Here is a 19,152-nt window from a genome sequence, read left to right on the forward strand (position 1 = left end):
TATGAAATTATCCAAAATCATTTTTCTCCTCATTTTGGGAGTAATGTGTTCTTATCAAGCATTTGCTCAAAGCAATCAGCTTAAAGGAAACATAGTTGACACAGACAACAAGCCTATTCCAGGAGTGTCTGTTGTAGTGAAAGGTACCACTTTAGGTACAATTACAGGAATGGACGGTAGTTACGTCCTAAAGGGAGATTTTACATCTTCAGATATCCTTGTATTTAGTTTTATTGGAATGCAAACGCAAGAAGTAATCATTGCGGGCCAAAGTACCATCAACCTTTCAATGCTCGATGAAACATTGGGCTTAGATGAGGTTATAGTGGTTGGCTACGGTACCCAAAAGAAGAAAGACATAACCGGATCAGTGGCACTTGTAGGTTCCGACGAATTAGAATCACGTCCAAATACACAATTAGGATCGTTAATACAAGGACGTGCGGCTGGTGTTCGAGTAGTTTCAAGCTCAGGAAAACCATCGCAAGGATTAAGTATTCGAGTCCGTGGCACCAACTCAATTACCGCAGGAAGTGAACCTTTATATGTTGTAGATGGCGTTCCAACCAGCGACACTCGTTCAATCAATCCATCAGATGTTGAAACATTTACTGTACTAAAAGATGCCTCATCGGCTGCGATCTATGGTGCTCAAGGTGCCAATGGAGTTGTATTGATTACTACAAAACAAGGTACAACAGATAATACCCAGGTTCGCTTAGATGCCTATACCGGTTTTTCTGAAGTCTGGAATACACTTCAAGTTTTAAATGGTGAACAATACCGTGATTTAATGACCGAAATGGGCCAAAACACGGATTGGAATCGTTATAATAAAAACACGGATTGGCAGAATGAAATCTTTCAGCGGGGCATGTCGCAAAATTATCAGATATCTATATCTGGTAAAAGCGACAGAACCAACTACTACATTTCAGGTGGATGGGTGCAGCAGATTGGAGCTGTGCGCAGCGCTCAGATGGATCGATCTAATTTCAAGATCAACCTCGATCAGGAAGTAAATGACTGGCTTAGTGTTGGAACACGTATTGCCTATACCAAGTACACCGATATTGATGTTAATGACAACAATGCGGTTAATCAAGGTGGCGTTTTAACAGGAGTGATTAATACGCCTTCGGTAATTGGTATCTATAACGAAGATGGAACTTTTACAAGTAACCCCTTCCAAAACTGGGAAAACCCAGTTGCCAGCACTGATGGCTCAGATCGTGAGTATAACAGTCAGCGCTTTTTGGGTAACATGTATGCAAAAGTATCGTTCCTAAAAGATTTTAGTTTTAAGACTAATCTTGGAGTTGATTATAATCATGGTATGTACGATTATTTTTTGGATCCATTCCGCACTAGTTACGGACGAGCCAAGCAAGGCATCGGAACTAACACAACAGATAAGTCAAGTTATTGGATGTTTGAGAACACCCTTAACTACAACAAAAAGACGGGTTCACATGCCATAGAAGCTCTAGCTGGTGCTGTATCACAGAAATTTCTTTGGGAGAACAATGGCATCACCAAGGAGAACTTTTCTGGCGATGGCGTGAAAACAACCAATGGAGGTTCTAAAATTATTAGTGCAAATAATACCAAAGCTGAGAAATCAAACTCTTCGTTTATTAGCCGAGTAAATTATGCTTTCGACGATAAATACTTAATTACTGCCAACTTCCGGGTTGATGGTTCAAGTGTGTTTGGCCCTGATCAACGTTGGGGTTATTTCCCTTCTGTTTCTGGTGGATGGCGTTTATCGCAAGAGTCATTCATGGATGGCTTTGAGTTTTTAAATGATCTTAAAATCCGTGCTGGATGGGGTATTGTTGGAAACGACCAGATCGCCAATTATGCTTATTTCGGTCGTGTTGGACTGGGCGCCAACTATCCTATTGGTGGACAAACACAACCAGGCACCTATCCCTCAGCAATGGATAACAATACCTTGAAGTGGGAAGAGTCAGAGCAAACCAATATTGGTCTTGATTTAAGCATGTTTAATGGTCGTGTTCGTTTTGTGGCTGATGCTTACATGCGCAACACACGCGATTTATTATTAGATGCACCACTTCCTCATAGCACAGGTTATGATAACGCTTTACAAAACATAGGAACACTTGAAAACAAAGGTTTAGAATTTAGTTTGAACACTGTAAATATCGATAAAGCCGTAACATGGAGTTCAACCTTTAATATCTCATTTAACCGTAATGAGGTGACTGACCTTGTCGTTGAAAGCTTACCAATTGGTAATATATCCGGACGTGGTGAAGCAATCCTATTGGAAGAAGGACAGCCTTTAGGAACACTTTATGGCTATGTTTGGGGTGGCGTTGATGCCGATACTGGAGATGCCTATTACATCGATCAGAACGGGGAGAGTACTTTCACACCATCTCCTGAAGACCGACAAGTCATTGGGAATGCCAATCCAGATTTCTTTTTTGGCTTTAACAATGTAGTGGCATATAAAGGACTGGAGCTTATCGTATTTCTTGAGGGGTCGTATGGCAATGATATGCTAAATGCCACCCGTATCGATTCAGAAGGCATGACTGATCCAAAAAACCAATTATTAAGTGTTAACCAACGTTGGAGAAATTCAGGTGACCAAAGCGATATTCCTCGCGCAAGCTGGGGAAACACAGATAATTCTCGCATTTCGACCCGCTTTATTGAAGATGCCTCATACATGCGCATAAAAACGCTAACCTTAAGTTATGACTTACCGCATAAATTACTTTCAAAAGTAAAAATAGGCGGAATTAAAGTATATGCCACAGGCGAAAACTTATTCACCTTCACTAATTATTCGGGCTTCGATCCTGAGGTTAATGCCTATGGAGGTTCAAATGTATACAAAGGCATCGATTATGGAACGTATCCACAAACCCGAAACATCATTTTTGGTTTAAATGTAACCTTCTAATTAAAAAGTTTGAATAGTATGAAACTCAGAAAATATATTATTGGTGGTTTAATGGTTTTAAGCGCATGGTCGTGCAACGACTTCCTTGACCTTAAACCAATTTCGGAAGAAACAACTGCTACAGCATATACTACAGCTAGCCAGATAGAAGCGGCATTAACCGGCGTATACGAATCTTTTCAGTCAGATGCTTATGTATGGAACAACATCATGTTTCAGGACATCCGCTCCGACAATCATTATGCCGGTGGAGATAATCCATCAATTTTCGAAATGGACTTACTAAAGGTAACGGCTACCAACGACAAGGTTTATCAAAGCTGGTCAAATTTATACAACGCCATTTTAAAGGCAAACGTCGTTCTTGAGAAAGTAGATGCAGTCAGTGATCCTATTTTAACGGATACACGTAAGGCACAGATTAAAGGCGAAGCTTTATTCCTAAGAGCTTACCATTATTATAACTTGGTCAACTTGTTTGGTGGTGTACCATTAGTACTTGAAGCTTCCAAGTCAGCAGCTCCAGAAGATGTGAACATTCCTCGCTCAACAATCCAGAATGTGTTTGCTCAAATCATCACTGATGCCAGCAAAGCAGCAGAATTTTTACCTGATACTTATGGAAGTGATGAATCAATAAATAAAGCGCGCGCTACATCTGGTGCGGCCAACGCATTGGCGGCGAAAGCTTACATGCAGCAGCCATCCCCCGATTTCAGCAAGGCCCTTGAATACATTGCTAAGGTGGAAGCAAGTGAAGCGAATTACACTCTAATTGACTATACGCATTTATTTGATGGTAATCATTACAACAATGCCGAATCCATTTTAGAAATACAATATTTAGGTGGAGATGAAGGCAACTGGGGACCTCAAATGTTATTACCCCCTTCAATCAGTGGCGATACATGGCGCAAGTTTGTTACTCCGTCAAACGATCTGGTAAATGCTTATGACGAACAAGGTGATGATATTCGCAAGAACAGTACAGTACTTTTCGAACAAGTATCATGGATTGATGAATACTGGGGTATAGTTGAGCCAAGTGATGCCAATCCAAATCCTAACAATGTAGCTTTTGGTTATAAGTGGAAAAATGCCATGGGTTGGGGAAGTACTGATCGTCAATACATCTTCCGCTTAGGTGATATCGTTTTACTTAAGGCTGAGGCTTTGAACGAAATGGATCAATTACAATTAGCCGTAACAGAAGTGAATCGAATAAGAGGACGTGTTAATCTGGATCCATTAACTAATGATCAGAAAAGCTCGAAAGAGGTATTACGCAATACTATTCTTAAGGAACGTCGTTTGGAGTTAGCTCAGGAAGCCCAGCGTTGGGACGATTTGGTTCGTCACAACAAGGTTGTATCGGTAATGAATGACTTGCGGGAAATAGATTTACGCACCAATCAGGCCGTGAACTATAATATGACTGAGGATAAGATACTACTTCCTATCCCACAACAAGAATTAGATCGTAACTCAGCACTCGATCCTAACCCTTCGAACTAAATCACATTTCATCTAAAAAAGTAAGAATTATGAAACTAAATATATTAAGCTTTTTCTCAGTTCTCATGCTCCTTTTGTTGGGTGCATGCACTGAGCAAAGCAATCTGGAACCAGAAGGCCAATGGACGCTTTCTTCTGCACAAACCGAAAGTCCAGAAGCAGGATCTGCAATTGTATTGAATGAGACTTTACCAAATACAAAGCTAGACTTCACCTGGGATGCAGCAGAATCGTCAGCTGGATACGGCGTATATTATTCCGTTTTGATTGATTCACTTGATGCTAAAGACATGACTTCGCCCATCATAGAAGTTCAAGCCGATAATGCTGGCAAATCTTTAAAGGCATCAATAAGTCATCACGCCATTGATGAAGCCTTATCTTTGGCTGGATATGATGCTTCAAGTACCAATGAATTAAACTGGACGGTAAAAGCCAAGTCCTTAAGTAAAGTCACTTATCAATCTGCCAAAATTTCGCTTAAGCGTTTTGACAGTGAAATCATTCCTGAGCAGTTATTTATTAGTGGAGAAGCTACAGAGACAGGAAGTGATTTATCGGCTGCTATAGCATTAAAACGCTTAAATGGAGTGGATCAAACACCATCAAACAAACATGAAATATACACAAGCCTATTGGCAAATAAGCCTTACAGATTTTATAGTGAGCAAGCTATGCCAGCTCACCAATATGGAGGTGCTGATGGAGCATTACTTAAAAATGGATCGGCTTTATCTGTTGAGGAAGAAGGTGTATATCGCATTACCATTGATTTGGATGCCAATACCTATTCCTTATTTAAAATCAATCAGTTTGGTGCAATAGGCGGTGCTTTCTCAACCGGATGGGGTAGTGATCAATTCCTGGAGTATCAAGGTTTAGGTGTGTGGAAGGCCAGCATTGACTTTTTGCCTGATGGAGGATTTATCTTTAGAGCCAACGGAACATGGGAAAACATCATGAAGCGAGTAGTTGGCACCAATGAGATTGTTGCCGAGAATGATGCTGACGCCCAAGGTGTGCAATTAGAAGATATACCTGGCGAAGGCAAAGGTTTAAAAATACTGACCCTCGATCTTTCTGCCAAAGGATTCTCTTATTCCATCGAAGCAGACCCATCGGCACCAGATGAGCCTGATCCAATCGAAGCGCCTGATCAACTCTTCCTTTTGGCTGATGGTAGTATGATGCATGAATTCAGCAAAGATGGTGACACCTTTAGCTCAAGCATTAATTTAGCACTTAAGGCTGGCGTTGAATACGCTCTAAACGCATCTTCAGATGGAAGTGGCAGAGCATTTAGCATAAATACCATGTTAGGCACAGATGGTGTTGGAGCAGATAATGTATCAGCCAATGTATTACTTAGCGAAGAAGCCTCTTCATTCCAGGCTGAATATGATCAGGCTTATAAAATAGAACTCAACTTTGCAGAAGCGAACCTAAAATGGAGTTATTACAACATTAAACTATTCCATTGGGATGATATTAATGGTGGATGGGACGACAAAGATGAGTTTCTGATGAGCTATGTTCACCCCTACTCCTATACTGTAAATGCTGATTTAAAAGCCAACTATGACATGAAGTTCATCTCCCCTTGGGACATTGAGATGGGAGCTGAAGATGCATCTGCCTTATCTGGTACTTTAATCAATAAAGGTGGCAGCAACATCAGAAACATGAGTAATGACGGTAATTATACTGCTAGCATTACGCTAAGTAATGATTTTGCAACAGGAACATACAAGTTTGAATAGTTGATCGGGAATTTGGGATTTCAGGTGTCGGAAATCATGATTCTGACACCTGTTTTAAACATTACATTATGAATATCATACGAAACAGAATTGTTGTTGGTTTAACGGTGTTACTTACTTTTAGTACCATGGGATGGAGATGCAAAGACACCAGCAAAGAGGTAGCTCCTCCACCTCCCAAACCAGAACCTAATATAGATATCGCCTATTACATCAGTAATGCAGATGAGTCTGCCAAGTTCAGCTTTCAAGAGGGTGGTTTGCCCGAATCCGATGACACGGATTTACTAACCATCACCGTTAATCCAGCCACCAAATACCAAAGCATGGATGGTTTTGGTTTTTCGTTAACGGGGGGAAGTGCACTCCATTTATCCAAAATGTCGACCTCGCAAAGGAAAAACTTACTCAATGAGTTATTCGGGACAGAAGGAGATGCCATAGGTATTAGCTACCTACGATTAAGTTTGGGAGCTTCCGATTTGGATGAAGCAGTCTTTTCGTACAACGATTTACCGGCGGGCGAAACAGATGTTGAAATGCAGCATTTTACATTAGCACCTGACAAACGTTATCTGATACCAGTATTAAAAGAGATTCTTGCCATTAATCCGGATCTTAAAATCATGGCTTCTCCCTGGTCAGCTCCAACATGGATGAAAACCAATGGAGCATCAAAAGGAGGCAGTCTTAAACCAGACTACTATGATGCCTATGCCTTATACTTTGTAAAATACATTCAGGCTATGGCTAATGAAGGTATTACCATTGATGCCATAACCATTCAGAATGAGCCTTTACATCCGGGCAATAATCCCAGCATGTATATGGAAGCGGCTGATCAAGCCAATTTTATTAAACACAGCCTTGGGCCAGCTTTTGAATCGGAAAACATAGCATGTAAAATTATCATTTACGATCACAATGCTGATCGAACAGATTATCCCATTGAAATACTCAACGATCAAGAAGCTCGTAAATACATTGATGGCTCAGCCTTTCATTTATATGGCGGGAGCATTAATGATTTGAGCAAAGTACATATGGCTCATAGTGATAAAAATCTCTATTTCACCGAGCAATGGATAGGTGCCCCTGGCAATTTTTCCAACGATTTAAAATGGCATATTGAGAACCTAATTATTGGAGCCACGCGTAATTGGTGCAAAACAGTGCTTGAATGGAATTTGGCTGCTGATTCTAATTTGCAGCCACATACCGATGGCGGTTGTACCGAATGCTTGGGAGCTTTAACCATTGATGGAAACACTGTAGTACGCAATCCAGCTTACTACATTATTGCTCATGCTTCAAAGTACGTTCGCCCCAATTCCTTTCGCATCGAAAGTAATAATTTAGGCGATCTATCAAATGTGGCATTTGAAAGTACCGATGGTAGCATCATTACCATCGTATTAAATAAAAGTGACAAAAAACAATCGTTTAATTTGAACTTAGATGAACAAGTAGTTAAAACCTCTTTAAACGCAGGTGCCGTTGGCACATATATCTGGAAAAGATAAACCTAAGGTATTACCCTACGATCAAATGATTATTCTGTACGATGGAACCAATCATTTGATCGTATTTTAAGGGATGGAATTGAGAAATAAACTCACCTTGACTCATATAAACCTCACTCTATCTGCTTTATAACATTATTAAAGAATGATTTACATTAACTATACCATTTGAAACTTAATAATTAGACATCATGAAACTTAGACAAATAGCGCTTGGTGCCCTTTCTATAATAATGTTGGCCTGCACCACCCAGCCCAAAGAATCAAATAAAGAGATAATTGCAGAGGCCACTTTTAATGCTCAGGAAAAAACAGTGAGTGTCTACACCACTCAAAAGGATTCAAACCTTAAATTATCACTTGAATCGAAGGCTATTTTTTCGCCAAGCTCTCAACCGTTAGAAAGTGAAGTTGCAGTCTTTGTTAATCCCCAAAAGCAATTTCAAACCTTTTTGGGAATTGGAGGAGCCATAACAGATGCTTCAGCCGAAGTGTTTAGCCAACTAACTGCTGATAAACAAGAAGAATTATTGAATGCTTATTTCGGTGCTGATGGTATCGATTACACCTTATTACGCACAACCATTCATAGTTGTGATTTCGCCAGTGGCAGTTATACTTATATAGAAGAAGGAGATAAAGAACTAAAAACCTTTTCCATTGAACACGATCAGCAATTTCGCATTCCGATGATAAAAAAAGCCATGGCAAAGGCGAGTGATTCATTGGTGTTTTATGTAAGCCCTTGGAGCCCTCCTGCTTTCATGAAAGGCAAAGAGCACATGTTACAAGGTGGAAAGTTATTACCCGAGTATTACCAATCGTGGGCCAATTATTATGCCAAATTCATTAAAGCATACGAGGCTGAGGGGATGCCTATATGGGGTCTGACCATTCAGAATGAACCAATGGCTGTACAAACTTGGGAATCGTGTGTTTATACGGCTGAAGAAGAACGTGATTTCCTTAAAAACTACCTTGGTCCAACCTTAGAGAAAGAAGGATTAGGAGATAAAAACATTGTGGTGTGGGATCATAATAGAGATTTAATCTCTCACCGCGCCAACACCATCTTCGGCGATCCGGAAGCGGCTAAATATGCTTGGGGCATTGGATTCCATTGGTACGAGCGATGGGCTGGTGGTGAATCGATGTGGGACAACCTGCGTAATGTAAAAGAATCATTCCCTGAAAAAGAATTATTATTTACCGAAGGCTGTATTGAGAGTTTCAGCCAGGACGGCTATCAACGTTGGGCCAATGCCGAACGTTATGGCCGATCGATGATCAACGATTTTAATTGTGGAACCGTTGGATGGACCGATTGGAACATTTTACTCGATCATATCGGTGGCCCCAACCATGTGGGTAACTTCTGCTTTTCGCCCGTCCATGCCGATACTCGTAACAATGAATTGATTTTTACACCATCGTATTATTACATCGGGCATTTCTCAAAATATATTCGCCAAGGAGCTAAACGCATTAGCACTACCTGCAGTCGCAGTCATCTTATTTCTACCTCCTTTTTAAATTCAGATGGCCGCATGGTAACGGTAGTAATGAACGATGGAGAGGAAGCAATTAGCTACAAGTTGATTGTTGATACTGAAGAAACAACTGTAACGATTCCTGCAAGAGCCATACAGACTTTGATATACTAGAAGCGTGTAGATATTCCAATTAAAGGCTGCCTTATGGTGGCCTTTTTCGTCCAGCACAAACCAGGGAACGGTTCCTTTAAAAGTAACATCTCTGTAAAAATTAATTCAAGTTCAGAATACTCTACCATAATATTATTGCGCACTGCCAATAAACCGAATTCTATCGGGATCACGCTATCGAAAAAGGTATAGATGCATAATACCTTTTACAAACCAAAACGATTGATAAAAAATCAAACTGTGCTTTTGTAAGGGCATTAACTCCCGAAAAAAATCGGGACAGGCTATTATAATTAACAAAATGATTTATCAATCATTTTGGAGTACAATTGGTATAAGACATTAAACACTATTTTAATAGAATACTAATTTGTTTTTGAGAGCATTTAAATTTTAATTAATAGTTTTGTTTAAACGAAACCAAATCCCATATCGTGGCTTCTAACAAAACCTTACAAATACTATTCACAGCTATTGGCATTGGCTTATTTGTAGCTTACGTATTAATCGTTTTTCAGCCCTTTGGCACCGATGATTTCCGACACCCCAATAAAAATCTGTTTTTAGCCGGCTATGGTGCCATCATAACATGCAGCTATGTGATCATTTACCTTTTGTTTGATCACTTAATTCGGCCTCGTTTGGTATTGATTGGCATATGGTCATGGGTATTTGAAGCGGTATTACTAGTTACAACAGTTTTACTCAGTTTAACCGCTAGCTTTTTCTATCATCATTGGTTTATTGGTTCGCAGATTAATTGGTTCACTTACTTTGGTTTTTTAATATTAGGTGGAAGTATCTCCATTATTCCCATTGCTATCATTATTGTTTTGCGCTACCAACTAAAAAACCGAAACATTCAACGGACCATCAACAAAGAAAAAAAAGAGGAAGTACAACTAGTTCTTTCAAGTAATAACAAAAGTGATGAGGACGTGAAATTGACACCCTCTACTTTAGTGTATGTGATGGCCAATGGTAATTATACAGAAGTATATCAACTTGAAGGTGATGAGTTGAAACGTATAATGCTTCGAAATTCTTTGAGTAATATTCAGCAACAATTGCCTGAGCATCATTTCATGAAAGTTCATCGCTCCTACATTGTTAATGTTCGATATCTGGAAAAAGTATATACGCAACAATCCAACTATTTTCTTCTATTAAGTGTTGCCAAGGTAGAAATACCCTTATCACGAAATGCCATATCCGAAGTGCGCCAATTATGTACAAAATAGCACTTGTAATTCGTCCCTCGCACTTGTAATTGGTACGGTACACACGCAATTCATCACATCTTCTTGCAGGTGATCACACTTATTTTTTTCATCGCTGGAGCCATCCTTTCTTTGCTGAAAAGAACAATCAAATAGTTTTAATCAGTATTAAAAACAAGGCTTCATGAAAGAGTTTATAAAAATTACAAGCATTGCAATATTAGGATATACACTTGTGTTAATTGGCAAAATTACACCTCATGTACTTGCTCCTTTTAAACAATACGCATGGGTAGAAGAAAACTACAGCTTTATCCATTATACAACGGGTAATCTAATTCAGATTACACTCTGTTTTTTATTCACATATCTGGTTTTACGCTTCATAATTAAAAGCAAGGTATCGGTATTTTCAGCTTTGGGTTTATCACGAAACATTGGTAAAGGCATGCTACTTGGTTTAGCTTTTACCTTACCCATGTTTATTGGTTATGTCTGGCAGGTTGGCCTACAAAACGATATTAAAATCACAACCCTAATTACGCATGCAGCCTATCCTGGTTTTAGCGAAGAATTGGTTTATCGGGCTTTCTTTATCGGTTTATTATTTCGGTATACGCGCTTAGGTTTTTTCCCTATTGTACTCATTGTCTCTCTTATTTTTGGAGCCGGTCACCTTTACCAAGGAGAAAGCATCATGCACAGCGCCATGGTGATGATAGTAACCAGTTTGGGAAGTATGTTCTTTGCCTGGATCTATTTCGAATACAAATGGAACCTGTGGTTGCCTATTACCATGCATACATTAATGAACCTTTGCTGGAATGTATTTGCCCTCAACACCAATGATGCCGCCGGAAATACTGTCGCCAATACCTTTCGGGTTTTCACCATACTATTAGCTGTCTTTGTAACGCTGTATAGGCTATACAAAAAAGGGAGTGCACTCAAAGGAAAGTTGATATGGAAGTCACATACGTCTTAAATTATATGAAGCCGTATTGATAATTTTGAATGGGTATTAACCTTAAAGATATACACCCCGATATTTTTTTATAAACCGCAGATGACACGACTTAATGCCATTAGATAATCACGGATTAATATTTTTTTCAATCTGTGATTACCTAACGACATTTACAATTTTATAACATCTTTACTTTTTACCGAAAATACTCTTTGGCAGCAGTATCTGGGCCTGAAAGCGCCATTGCCATTCAGGGCCAAAATCCGGTCTTACCACATTGTAATACAACTGGGTTTGTAAATTCAATGGTAGTTTTCCTCCCAACATCACCAGCTTTCCACCGCCTGCACCTATGGGCATAATCCAGCGGTCGTCAACTTTGGCTTCCCAGTCGGCCGTAATAATGGGTGCGGAATTAACATACCAGCCGCCGCCCAATTGCCTAACCACAAAAACGTTTACAAGCATGTGGTTCACATCAGCGGCGTCCGATTTTCCGGCAAAAGACCAGGCATTGTTAATTAAAGCACCAAAGGTCCATACTTCGGTTTGTTGCAAAGCAACAAAGGAGGGGCCAACGCTCCATTTTTGTGTGCCTCGCATGCTACCTCCGGTGGGGAGTTCGAATACGGGACCAAAACCCCACATGACACCCTTACTTTCGGGCGCATAAAAAGCCGAAAATACAATGTCACTTAAGCCGGAGCTTAGTTTTCCACTTTCGTTGGCAAAATCGGGAATGCGCACAATGGGCATAATGGTACGAGTAATAAACTTTCCGCCCGCAAAAGGAATCACCGGCTGAATATTTAAAATATTCATATTTCGATTATGCTCGCCGTAGTTCATATTCAGATTGTTCTGAAACGGAAAGCTCATTAAGTCGGCCAAAGGGTTAGCTGCAGCGGCTGATAATTCTTCGTTGGATTGCTGCGCATTTACAGAGAAAACTCCGAGAAAAGAAATTGCTATTAATAACAATAAATTTTTTAAGTATTTCATAGTTCTATGTTTAAATTTTTTATTGTTTTACTAATTAAACAGTGGAAGGCACATAAAGTGGATTTATTTCTTTTTCACAGGTTTTACACTAGGAAAAATCCATTCTCCTTCTATAATTTCCTCGCGGGGCTGATACAAGCGAACCGTATAGTTCCATCCTTCCGTTATATGCAGATAATTTGAACTGTTGGGATCACCACCGAAATGGATGGTAAAGGAACCATCCTTGTTGGGGGTACCTGTAATGTTATTGACGCTATAGGCCTTATATTCATTTTCCTGAAAATAGCCATCCCTGTTGTATGAGCTTATTGACCAAAATGCGTCAACCGGAACATCCTTAACGGTGAGTTCATAAGCGCCTACAGGCAGATTCGGTTCAATGGTAAGATAAAATGCCTCACGTTCAGGTAAACCACCCCACCCGAATGCTGTGCCAAGCAAATGGCGCACTTTATCAACATCTTCTTCTTTTCCGAACATCCTGCTTGTTTCTGGCATACCTCTGCTCAGTTCAATCAATGGCTTATAGGTAGCTTCATAACTTACCTTATCGTAATTCGGGTGCGTATAAGGTTTAGAAGATTTTGCTTCTATGGTGATCCCATCCTGAATAGCCCACACCTTTTTTATATCCTTTGGATCTAAATCATCAACCAAGATGCGTAAGTTAACACTCACATAAGGAGTACCGAACTCTTCCATTGTTAGTTTATAGGTGCCAGGTTTGTGATATACCTTATTATTAAAGTGCTCTTCATTGATGATCATAGCAGACACATAGCGGCCCTCTGTTTCAGGAATAGTCAGCGTTGCTCCCTCAGTGATATCCACAATAGCTGCACTGTAGTAGGTGTCTCGATTCATTCGAATAACATTTTGTTGATCTAAGGGCGTTGGCTCTCGCAGGTGTATGAATTTATTGACTTCGCCACCCTCAACCAATGTGAGCACTCGATCGAACTGAAAGGCTGTTTCGGCACGCGTAAAATTATCGACGTTTACAATAACAAGTTCATCGGTAGATGATTTTGGGCTTGTAGCTTCTTGCGCCTGTAATTGAGTTACTCCTAAGAATAAGGCAATTAGAAAAATTGTAATTTTTTTCATAATAATCTAGCTTTTGCTTTTTTTATAGTTAATAGTTTGATTCAGAAATGATACCAATCCCAATTCGCACCATTCCTGAATCATTTGTTAGCCCAGTTAATAATTAACTGAGCTGTAATATTCTTAAATATCTCTATTCAATATATTTGATATTAATACTGTTGATTTTTCCGTTGAACTTAAATGGTGCTCTATCGAAGTAATCCAATGATACTGGCGAACCTAAGTCCATACCTATATCAAATGTTTCAATCCCATGACCACCAGGAACTGACTGTTCTATGCGTCCGCGTCCAACTTCTTTTCCATTCACTTTTAAAGTAAGTGTAGCTGGAGCCATACGCTCCTTGCTGTCATACTTTGTCTCTACTTCTATTTTCACTTTTCCCGTAGGAATAGCTGATGCAGATGAAACCTTATAACGATTTAGTGTCATAGAATTGTATTCAACTTTTAAGAATCCTTTATCCATGAACACTGTGAACCCTGACGAGATACCACCAAGTACAAAAAGTACACCTTCTGCATCTTTAGGTATGCCGGCATCAATCACAGCCAGTGTAGATCGTCCACTTGAAAACTTTGGTGCCATGGATTCATGAATCCTAGTTTGACCTTCATAAAATGTCCACTCTTGAAGTGTTGTAGCAGGTAGTTCTGAAGGACTAAAAAACATCGTATATAGTGAAGCCCCTATAGGGTATACGAGATTATCTGTCGCTTCTTCATCAAACAATACTTTTAGTTCAGCCAGTTTTTTAGGATTCTCTTTAGCGAGATCTTTAGATTGAGAATAGTCATTGTTTAGATTATAAAGTTCCCACTTTTCTTTTTCTGGTTCCCAGTTCATGACTCTAGACAAGTCAGTTGACCATGGTGCACGAGGACCAGGAGTCCCTGCCATCCAACCATCATGATAGATTCCACGGCTACCCATTATTTCAAAGTATTGTGTCTTCTTAGTAGTTTTTGCCTCCGGTTCATTAAATGTATATGCCATAGATACGCCATCTAGTGGCTGCTGTTCTACGCCATTTACAACATTAGGAGGTGTAATCTCAAGAATGTCATAAAGCGTAGCTGCTATGTCATTTACATGGTGGAACTGTGAACGGATTTTCCCGTCATGTTTTATCTTTGCAGGCCATGATATAACCATAGGAGTTCGTGTTCCACCTAGATGTGCAGCGACCAACTTGGTACCCTGAAATGGTGCCGCTCCTGAATAAGCCCATCCGTGGTGATACATAGCGTCAAGCTTAGGTCCACCCAAGGCATCCAACCCACCATAGTCTTTATTGAGTACGTTAATTTGCTGTTGCGTACTCGATGGCATTGCATTATGTGCCCTAAGTTCAGAGATAGTTCCGTCCATGCCTTCTGCCGAAGGACCATTATCGGAGTTAATATAGATGATCAGGGTATTGTCGAGTAATCCTTGTCGTTCTACCTCATCAACAATCTTTCCATATTGCACATCCGTATGTTCAAGGAATCCTGCATATATTTCCATCAATCGTATCTGAAACTCTTGCTGAGACTTAGGGATATCATCCCATTTCTGCATGCTTTCTGCCAGTGGATTTAGAACAGCATCCTGAGGTATCCATCCCAGTTCTTTTTGTTTTTTAATGGTCATGGTTCTGAGTACTTCCCAGCCTTCATCAAATTTTCCGTCATACTTGTCTGCCCACTCTTTGAAAATATGGAAAGGCCCATGTACTGCACCTGGGGTGAAGTAGACTAAGAAAGTTTGTCAGGGTTAAGGGTTTTACTGGTTCTAATCCACTCAATAGCTTTTTGAGCCAAATCCTCAGTTAAATGATACTTGGGGTTATGGGATACTTCTATAGGGGTGGTGTTTTCAAATAATGCAGGTTCATACTGTGATGTTTCTCCTGCCAAAAATCCATAAAAGTGATCAAACCCTAGTCCTGTTGGATAACGGTCGAAGGGTCCGAGCTTTGTAATGTCTGTAGCAGGTGTATTGTGCCACTTACCAAATGCTGCAGAATTGTATCCGTAGTCATTAAGCACCGTTGCAAAGGTTGCTGTGGACTTTGGTATCTTACCTACATAACCATCCCAGTCGGAAGCAAGCTCAGCGATCTGGCCGGCACCCACACGGTGATGGTTTCGTCCTGTTAATAAAGAAGCTCTTGTAGGAGAACACATAGCCGTAGTGTGGAATGCGTTGTAGCTGATACCGGATTTAGCCAGGCGCTCCATGGTTGGCATATGTACAGGTCCTCCAAATACTTCAGGATTTGAAAAACCAGCATCATCAGTCATAAAAATGACAATGTTTGGAGCATCTGCAGGTAAATGATTTTCTGCTACACGCCACTGGTGTTTTGAATCTGCCAATGTTTTTCCAGCGGTACTTGCCGAAGTTGGTTCTGGAAATGGTAAGACTTCCCCATTTTTAGCCATTTCCTTTGCATCCTTAGATGCCGGTTCCTGAGTACAAGAACTAAGTAATAGCCCAATGATTACTGTGAAGGCTATTAAAATATTTGTTTGTTTTTTCATAATAATAATTTATTAGATTCAGCTATTGCACCTTAAGCAATGGTGGATTTACCCACTCGCCATTTACAGCTTCTTCTTTAGGCCCATAAAGCCTCATTGTACAGTAAAATGGACCATCGGGAGCTGGTAACCAATTGGACTTTAATGCAGCCTTCGGAGCATCTTTCTGTATGTAAAATGTTAAGGAACCATCATCATTATAAACAAAGTCTTCCAACATATTTGATGTCAATAAATATCGGTCTAATTCATTGTGAATAAACAATTGTGTTATGCCATCGTACATACTGAACGACCAAAATGCTTTTACAGGTGGTAATTCATCTTTTTTAAATGTTAATGTGTAATTGTATTTCGAAGCATCGTAAGGAATACCCGGTGCCTCCATTAAATAGGTGGGATAAGTTGCTTCTTGTGCCGAATTTCCATAAAGACCGTTTAGAGCAGCCACCGCACGCATAGCATAAAAATTATCAGAATCGTAATTCTCCTTTGCACTTTTGGTGAGAAAATCACGGGTTCCAAAAATTTTGGTACTTGTTAAAGGATCTGCTGCTATTTTGGTAGTATAATCTGTAATCTCTTTGAAGCCTTCCTTAACACCTTCTTCAATGGCCTTTTGAGTTTCTTCATCAAAACTGTTAATATCAAATCCTTTTTCGGTACCAATACCCAGCTTAGCAAATTTATTTCTCAATTTAACTTCAGATGCAACCGGATTGGTTAGGTTTAGCATAAAATTCATATAATTAAGAGATGCAGCCGTAAACTCATCGCCATCACTCCATGCTATGTAATTCTCTATTTTCTCTGATTTTACAGGCTCTTCACCCAAAAAACTACTTAATCCTTGAATTTGATATTCATCTTGAATTGCTTGTACATTTGGAAGGTCTTTTGCATCTATTAATTGCGTGCGTACTACTACAAAAAACAAATCTGTTTCACTATAAAGTATATCTGTTATTCCGTCTGGCCTTTCGCCTTTCCAACCTTCTTGGGCTATTAAGAATTTCCCTGCTTTATTACCCGTTGATAATGTTCCTAAATAGCCAAAATTATGGGTGTATAAATCAATCAATTGAAAACTGTAGTATCGACCTTCTTCCATTTCAGGAACTGATAATACGATGGGCTCATTTCTTATATCAAGCCAAAACATGCAGTAAGGGGTGTCCGAATTTGGTGTGACTATAGCCTTATCTTCAGGGGTAAACACACGTGCCTCACAACTTTTTTCGTTGAATGCGGCTTTGTACTCAGGCGATTTTTCATTCAATGTATAATTGTACATTGTTTTGTAATTTACTACCAGAGGGAAGCCATACACATAAGCTTCTTTAGTAATTTCTTTGGCTTCTTCGGGTGTAAGGTTTTTTGTTTTTTGTGTACAGCTGAATAATGTTGTTACTATAACGGCTGTAAGAATTAAGTTGATTTTCATGAATTTGGTATTTTAGTGTTCTTTTAATATGTATACTATATATAAGCTCAATAATTAGTTCTATTGTAGTTTAATTAATGGAATAGCCATTTCAGGAGTGATTTCTTTCGTCCTTTTTTCGAATTTTGGCTCTTCATGATATTGCTTAAGAGTGGTGTCAATAAAATTACTATTCGATAATGAACTCTCAATAGAAGCTTTCTTCTTATCAGATGTGGTTATTTCTTTACCTTTAAGTATTACATTTTTACAGCTCTCAAACTGCGAATTATCGGAAGAAATTGGGTTTATTACCACATTATTTTTTACCACACCCAGTGAGTGTGTCGATGAAATTATATACGTTCCTCCGGATTTTAGCTCGCAGGCTAAAAACTTCTTCTTTTCTGAAACAAACCATAATAACTGTTCACCAGCTGGCAATTCGTAGCGTATATACCCTTTCCCCTTAAAAATACCCACAAAGTTTTCGTTATGGAAAACCCTAAAGTTTAGCGCCGAACCAAAACTGGACGTACGCACAATATATACTACAGCATTTCCTTCAGCGGGGGGAATGAATTTCTGTGCAGATACAACGATGCAGATGAGAGAATTTAGTACAACTAGTAACAGTCTTTTTTTTACCATCGTTTGTTTTATTTCGACTTCTTCCTTATAAACAAAGATGAAGAAACGAAACGTTTTTTATTTAGACAGGGGTGTCGACAAACCGAAGTTTATTGTCCTTTTTATTAGCCAACTCAATTAATGGTAAAATACTAGCCATTATTTCATGGCATAGTTCACATAGGTAGTCAACGGAGTAATTGTTAAAACTTAACCTCGAATACCAGGTGTCGGTTAAAGTAAACCACAACTGCTTCACCTGATCATCCGGTAAGTTTATATTAAAATACGCCTTAAATTTTGGTATTATTAAATCAGCCGAAAGCGCTACTCCCTTTATATGCGCTTCGTTGTATCTTGAAATATCACGGTGCTTAAATAAGTTTTTAGCAAATTGTATTCCTAATTTAAACGCATAAATCTGTTCGTATAAGTCTGGAATAAAAACATTCAAGCTTTTACTTAACTCAACATTAAAAATTTCGGCGGTACTTTGAAAATGCAGATCAATTATTTTATCCAATAAATCATCTTTACTATCGAAATAGTAATAAAAATTAGTACGCGGAAGTCCACACTTTTTTGCAACTTCTTTTATGGAGAAGTTTTCTGGTCCTTTTTCTGCAAATAAACAATAAGCCGCTTCGAGCCAGATCGAATATGTTTCGGGTGTACACACATTGTAAAGTTAACAGTTTAATATTTAAATAAAAGCTATAAAACAGCTCATTCAAACATAAATATGATAATGCGCTCAAAAGGAAAGATACTGTCGACTTCCCTTTTTTAGGACATGTTAAAAGTAGACTTTTTTCTTTTTTCTCAAAACCAATTTTCAAAAGCTCTTTTAGTAAGGCTGAATGGT

The 19,152-nt window shown here is 39.2% G+C and carries 14 protein-coding genes; 7 read left to right on the plus strand and 7 right to left on the minus strand.

The features are described 5' to 3' along the window. Position 1: 1 nt before the first annotated feature. The 7 genes from ACRD7B_RS09565 (at position 2) to ACRD7B_RS09595 (ending at position 11,608) form a co-directional block, all read left to right on the plus strand. Positions 2-2,941 carry a SusC/RagA family TonB-linked outer membrane protein gene (locus ACRD7B_RS09565; RefSeq protein WP_430824310.1) on the plus strand — a complete coding sequence of 980 codons (2,940 nt, stop codon included), beginning with the start codon at positions 2-4 and terminating at the stop codon, positions 2,939-2,941. 18 nt (positions 2,942-2,959) lie between these two features. Beyond that, positions 2,960-4,456, plus strand: a complete 1,497-nt coding sequence (locus ACRD7B_RS09570) for a RagB/SusD family nutrient uptake outer membrane protein (protein WP_430824311.1) — start codon at positions 2,960-2,962, stop codon at positions 4,454-4,456. Between the two features lie 29 nt (positions 4,457-4,485). After that, positions 4,486-6,216 carry a SusE domain-containing protein gene (locus ACRD7B_RS09575; RefSeq protein WP_430824312.1) on the plus strand — a complete coding sequence of 577 codons (1,731 nt, stop codon included), beginning with the start codon at positions 4,486-4,488 and terminating at the stop codon, positions 6,214-6,216. A gap of 68 nt (positions 6,217-6,284) precedes the next feature. Then, on the plus strand, positions 6,285-7,739 hold the full coding sequence (locus tag ACRD7B_RS09580) for a glycoside hydrolase family 30 protein (protein WP_430824313.1): 1,455 nt from the start codon (positions 6,285-6,287) through the stop codon (positions 7,737-7,739). Between the two features lie 191 nt (positions 7,740-7,930). Then, positions 7,931-9,403, plus strand: a complete 1,473-nt coding sequence (locus ACRD7B_RS09585; protein ID WP_430824314.1) for a glycoside hydrolase family 30 protein — start codon at positions 7,931-7,933, stop codon at positions 9,401-9,403. Positions 9,404-9,837: 434 nt separating this feature from the next. Next, positions 9,838-10,644, plus strand: coding sequence for a LytR/AlgR family response regulator transcription factor (locus ACRD7B_RS09590; protein WP_430824316.1), 807 nt, complete (start codon positions 9,838-9,840; stop codon positions 10,642-10,644). A 163-nt stretch (positions 10,645-10,807) separates the two neighbouring features. After that, complete coding sequence (locus ACRD7B_RS09595; protein ID WP_430824317.1) at positions 10,808-11,608, plus strand: CPBP family intramembrane glutamic endopeptidase; 801 nt, start codon at positions 10,808-10,810, stop codon at positions 11,606-11,608. Between the two features lie 171 nt (positions 11,609-11,779). Here ACRD7B_RS09595 and ACRD7B_RS09600 read toward each other — a convergent pair whose 3' ends face one another. From ACRD7B_RS09600 to ACRD7B_RS09630, 7 genes are all read right to left on the minus strand, one after another. Beyond that, a complete protein-coding gene (locus tag ACRD7B_RS09600; RefSeq protein ID WP_430824319.1) occupies positions 11,780-12,592 on the minus strand; it encodes a hypothetical protein in 813 nt (270 codons plus the stop codon). A 63-nt stretch (positions 12,593-12,655) separates the two neighbouring features. Next, on the minus strand, positions 12,656-13,702 hold the full coding sequence (locus ACRD7B_RS09605; protein WP_430824320.1) for a DUF1214 domain-containing protein: 1,047 nt from the start codon (positions 13,700-13,702) through the stop codon (positions 12,656-12,658). Positions 13,703-13,835: 133 nt separating this feature from the next. After that, positions 13,836-15,407 carry a sulfatase-like hydrolase/transferase gene (locus ACRD7B_RS09610; RefSeq protein WP_430824326.1) on the minus strand — a complete coding sequence of 524 codons (1,572 nt, stop codon included), beginning with the start codon at positions 15,405-15,407 and terminating at the stop codon, positions 13,836-13,838. A 38-nt stretch (positions 15,408-15,445) separates the two neighbouring features. Continuing rightward, positions 15,446-16,234: a sulfatase-like hydrolase/transferase gene (locus tag ACRD7B_RS09615; RefSeq protein WP_430824321.1), complete on the minus strand. Its 789-nt coding sequence runs from the start codon at positions 16,232-16,234 to the stop codon at positions 15,446-15,448. Positions 16,235-16,256: 22 nt separating this feature from the next. Beyond that, positions 16,257-17,678, minus strand: coding sequence for a DUF1254 domain-containing protein (locus tag ACRD7B_RS09620; protein WP_430824322.1), 1,422 nt, complete (start codon positions 17,676-17,678; stop codon positions 16,257-16,259). A gap of 60 nt (positions 17,679-17,738) precedes the next feature. Then, complete coding sequence (locus ACRD7B_RS09625) at positions 17,739-18,308, minus strand: hypothetical protein (RefSeq protein WP_430824324.1); 570 nt, start codon at positions 18,306-18,308, stop codon at positions 17,739-17,741. 61 nt (positions 18,309-18,369) lie between these two features. Continuing rightward, positions 18,370-18,966, minus strand: coding sequence for a TetR/AcrR family transcriptional regulator (locus ACRD7B_RS09630; RefSeq protein WP_430824325.1), 597 nt, complete (start codon positions 18,964-18,966; stop codon positions 18,370-18,372). Positions 18,967-19,152: the final 186 nt, after the last annotated feature.

This window comes from Carboxylicivirga fragile (assembly GCF_050589805.1).
Taxonomy (GTDB): Bacteria; Bacteroidota; Bacteroidia; order Bacteroidales; family Marinilabiliaceae; genus Carboxylicivirga; species Carboxylicivirga fragile.

Coding starts and splice junctions, on each gene's coding strand:
- ACRD7B_RS09565 (WP_430824310.1), top strand. CDS start 2: ATGAAATTATCCAAAATCATTTTTCTCCTCATTTTGGGAGTAATGTGT.
- ACRD7B_RS09570 (WP_430824311.1), top strand. CDS start 2,960: ATGAAACTCAGAAAATATATTATTGGTGGTTTAATGGTTTTAAGCGCA.
- ACRD7B_RS09575 (WP_430824312.1), top strand. CDS start 4,486: ATGAAACTAAATATATTAAGCTTTTTCTCAGTTCTCATGCTCCTTTTG.
- ACRD7B_RS09580 (WP_430824313.1), top strand. CDS start 6,285: ATGAATATCATACGAAACAGAATTGTTGTTGGTTTAACGGTGTTACTT.
- ACRD7B_RS09585 (WP_430824314.1), top strand. CDS start 7,931: ATGAAACTTAGACAAATAGCGCTTGGTGCCCTTTCTATAATAATGTTG.
- ACRD7B_RS09595 (WP_430824317.1), top strand. CDS start 10,808: ATGAAAGAGTTTATAAAAATTACAAGCATTGCAATATTAGGATATACA.
- ACRD7B_RS09600 (WP_430824319.1), bottom strand. CDS start 12,592: ATGAAATACTTAAAAAATTTATTGTTATTAATAGCAATTTCTTTTCTC.
- ACRD7B_RS09605 (WP_430824320.1), bottom strand. CDS start 13,702: ATGAAAAAAATTACAATTTTTCTAATTGCCTTATTCTTAGGAGTAACT.
- ACRD7B_RS09615 (WP_430824321.1), bottom strand. CDS start 16,234: ATGAAAAAACAAACAAATATTTTAATAGCCTTCACAGTAATCATTGGG.
- ACRD7B_RS09620 (WP_430824322.1), bottom strand. CDS start 17,678: ATGAAAATCAACTTAATTCTTACAGCCGTTATAGTAACAACATTATTC.
- ACRD7B_RS09625 (WP_430824324.1), bottom strand. CDS start 18,308: ATGGTAAAAAAAAGACTGTTACTAGTTGTACTAAATTCTCTCATCTGC.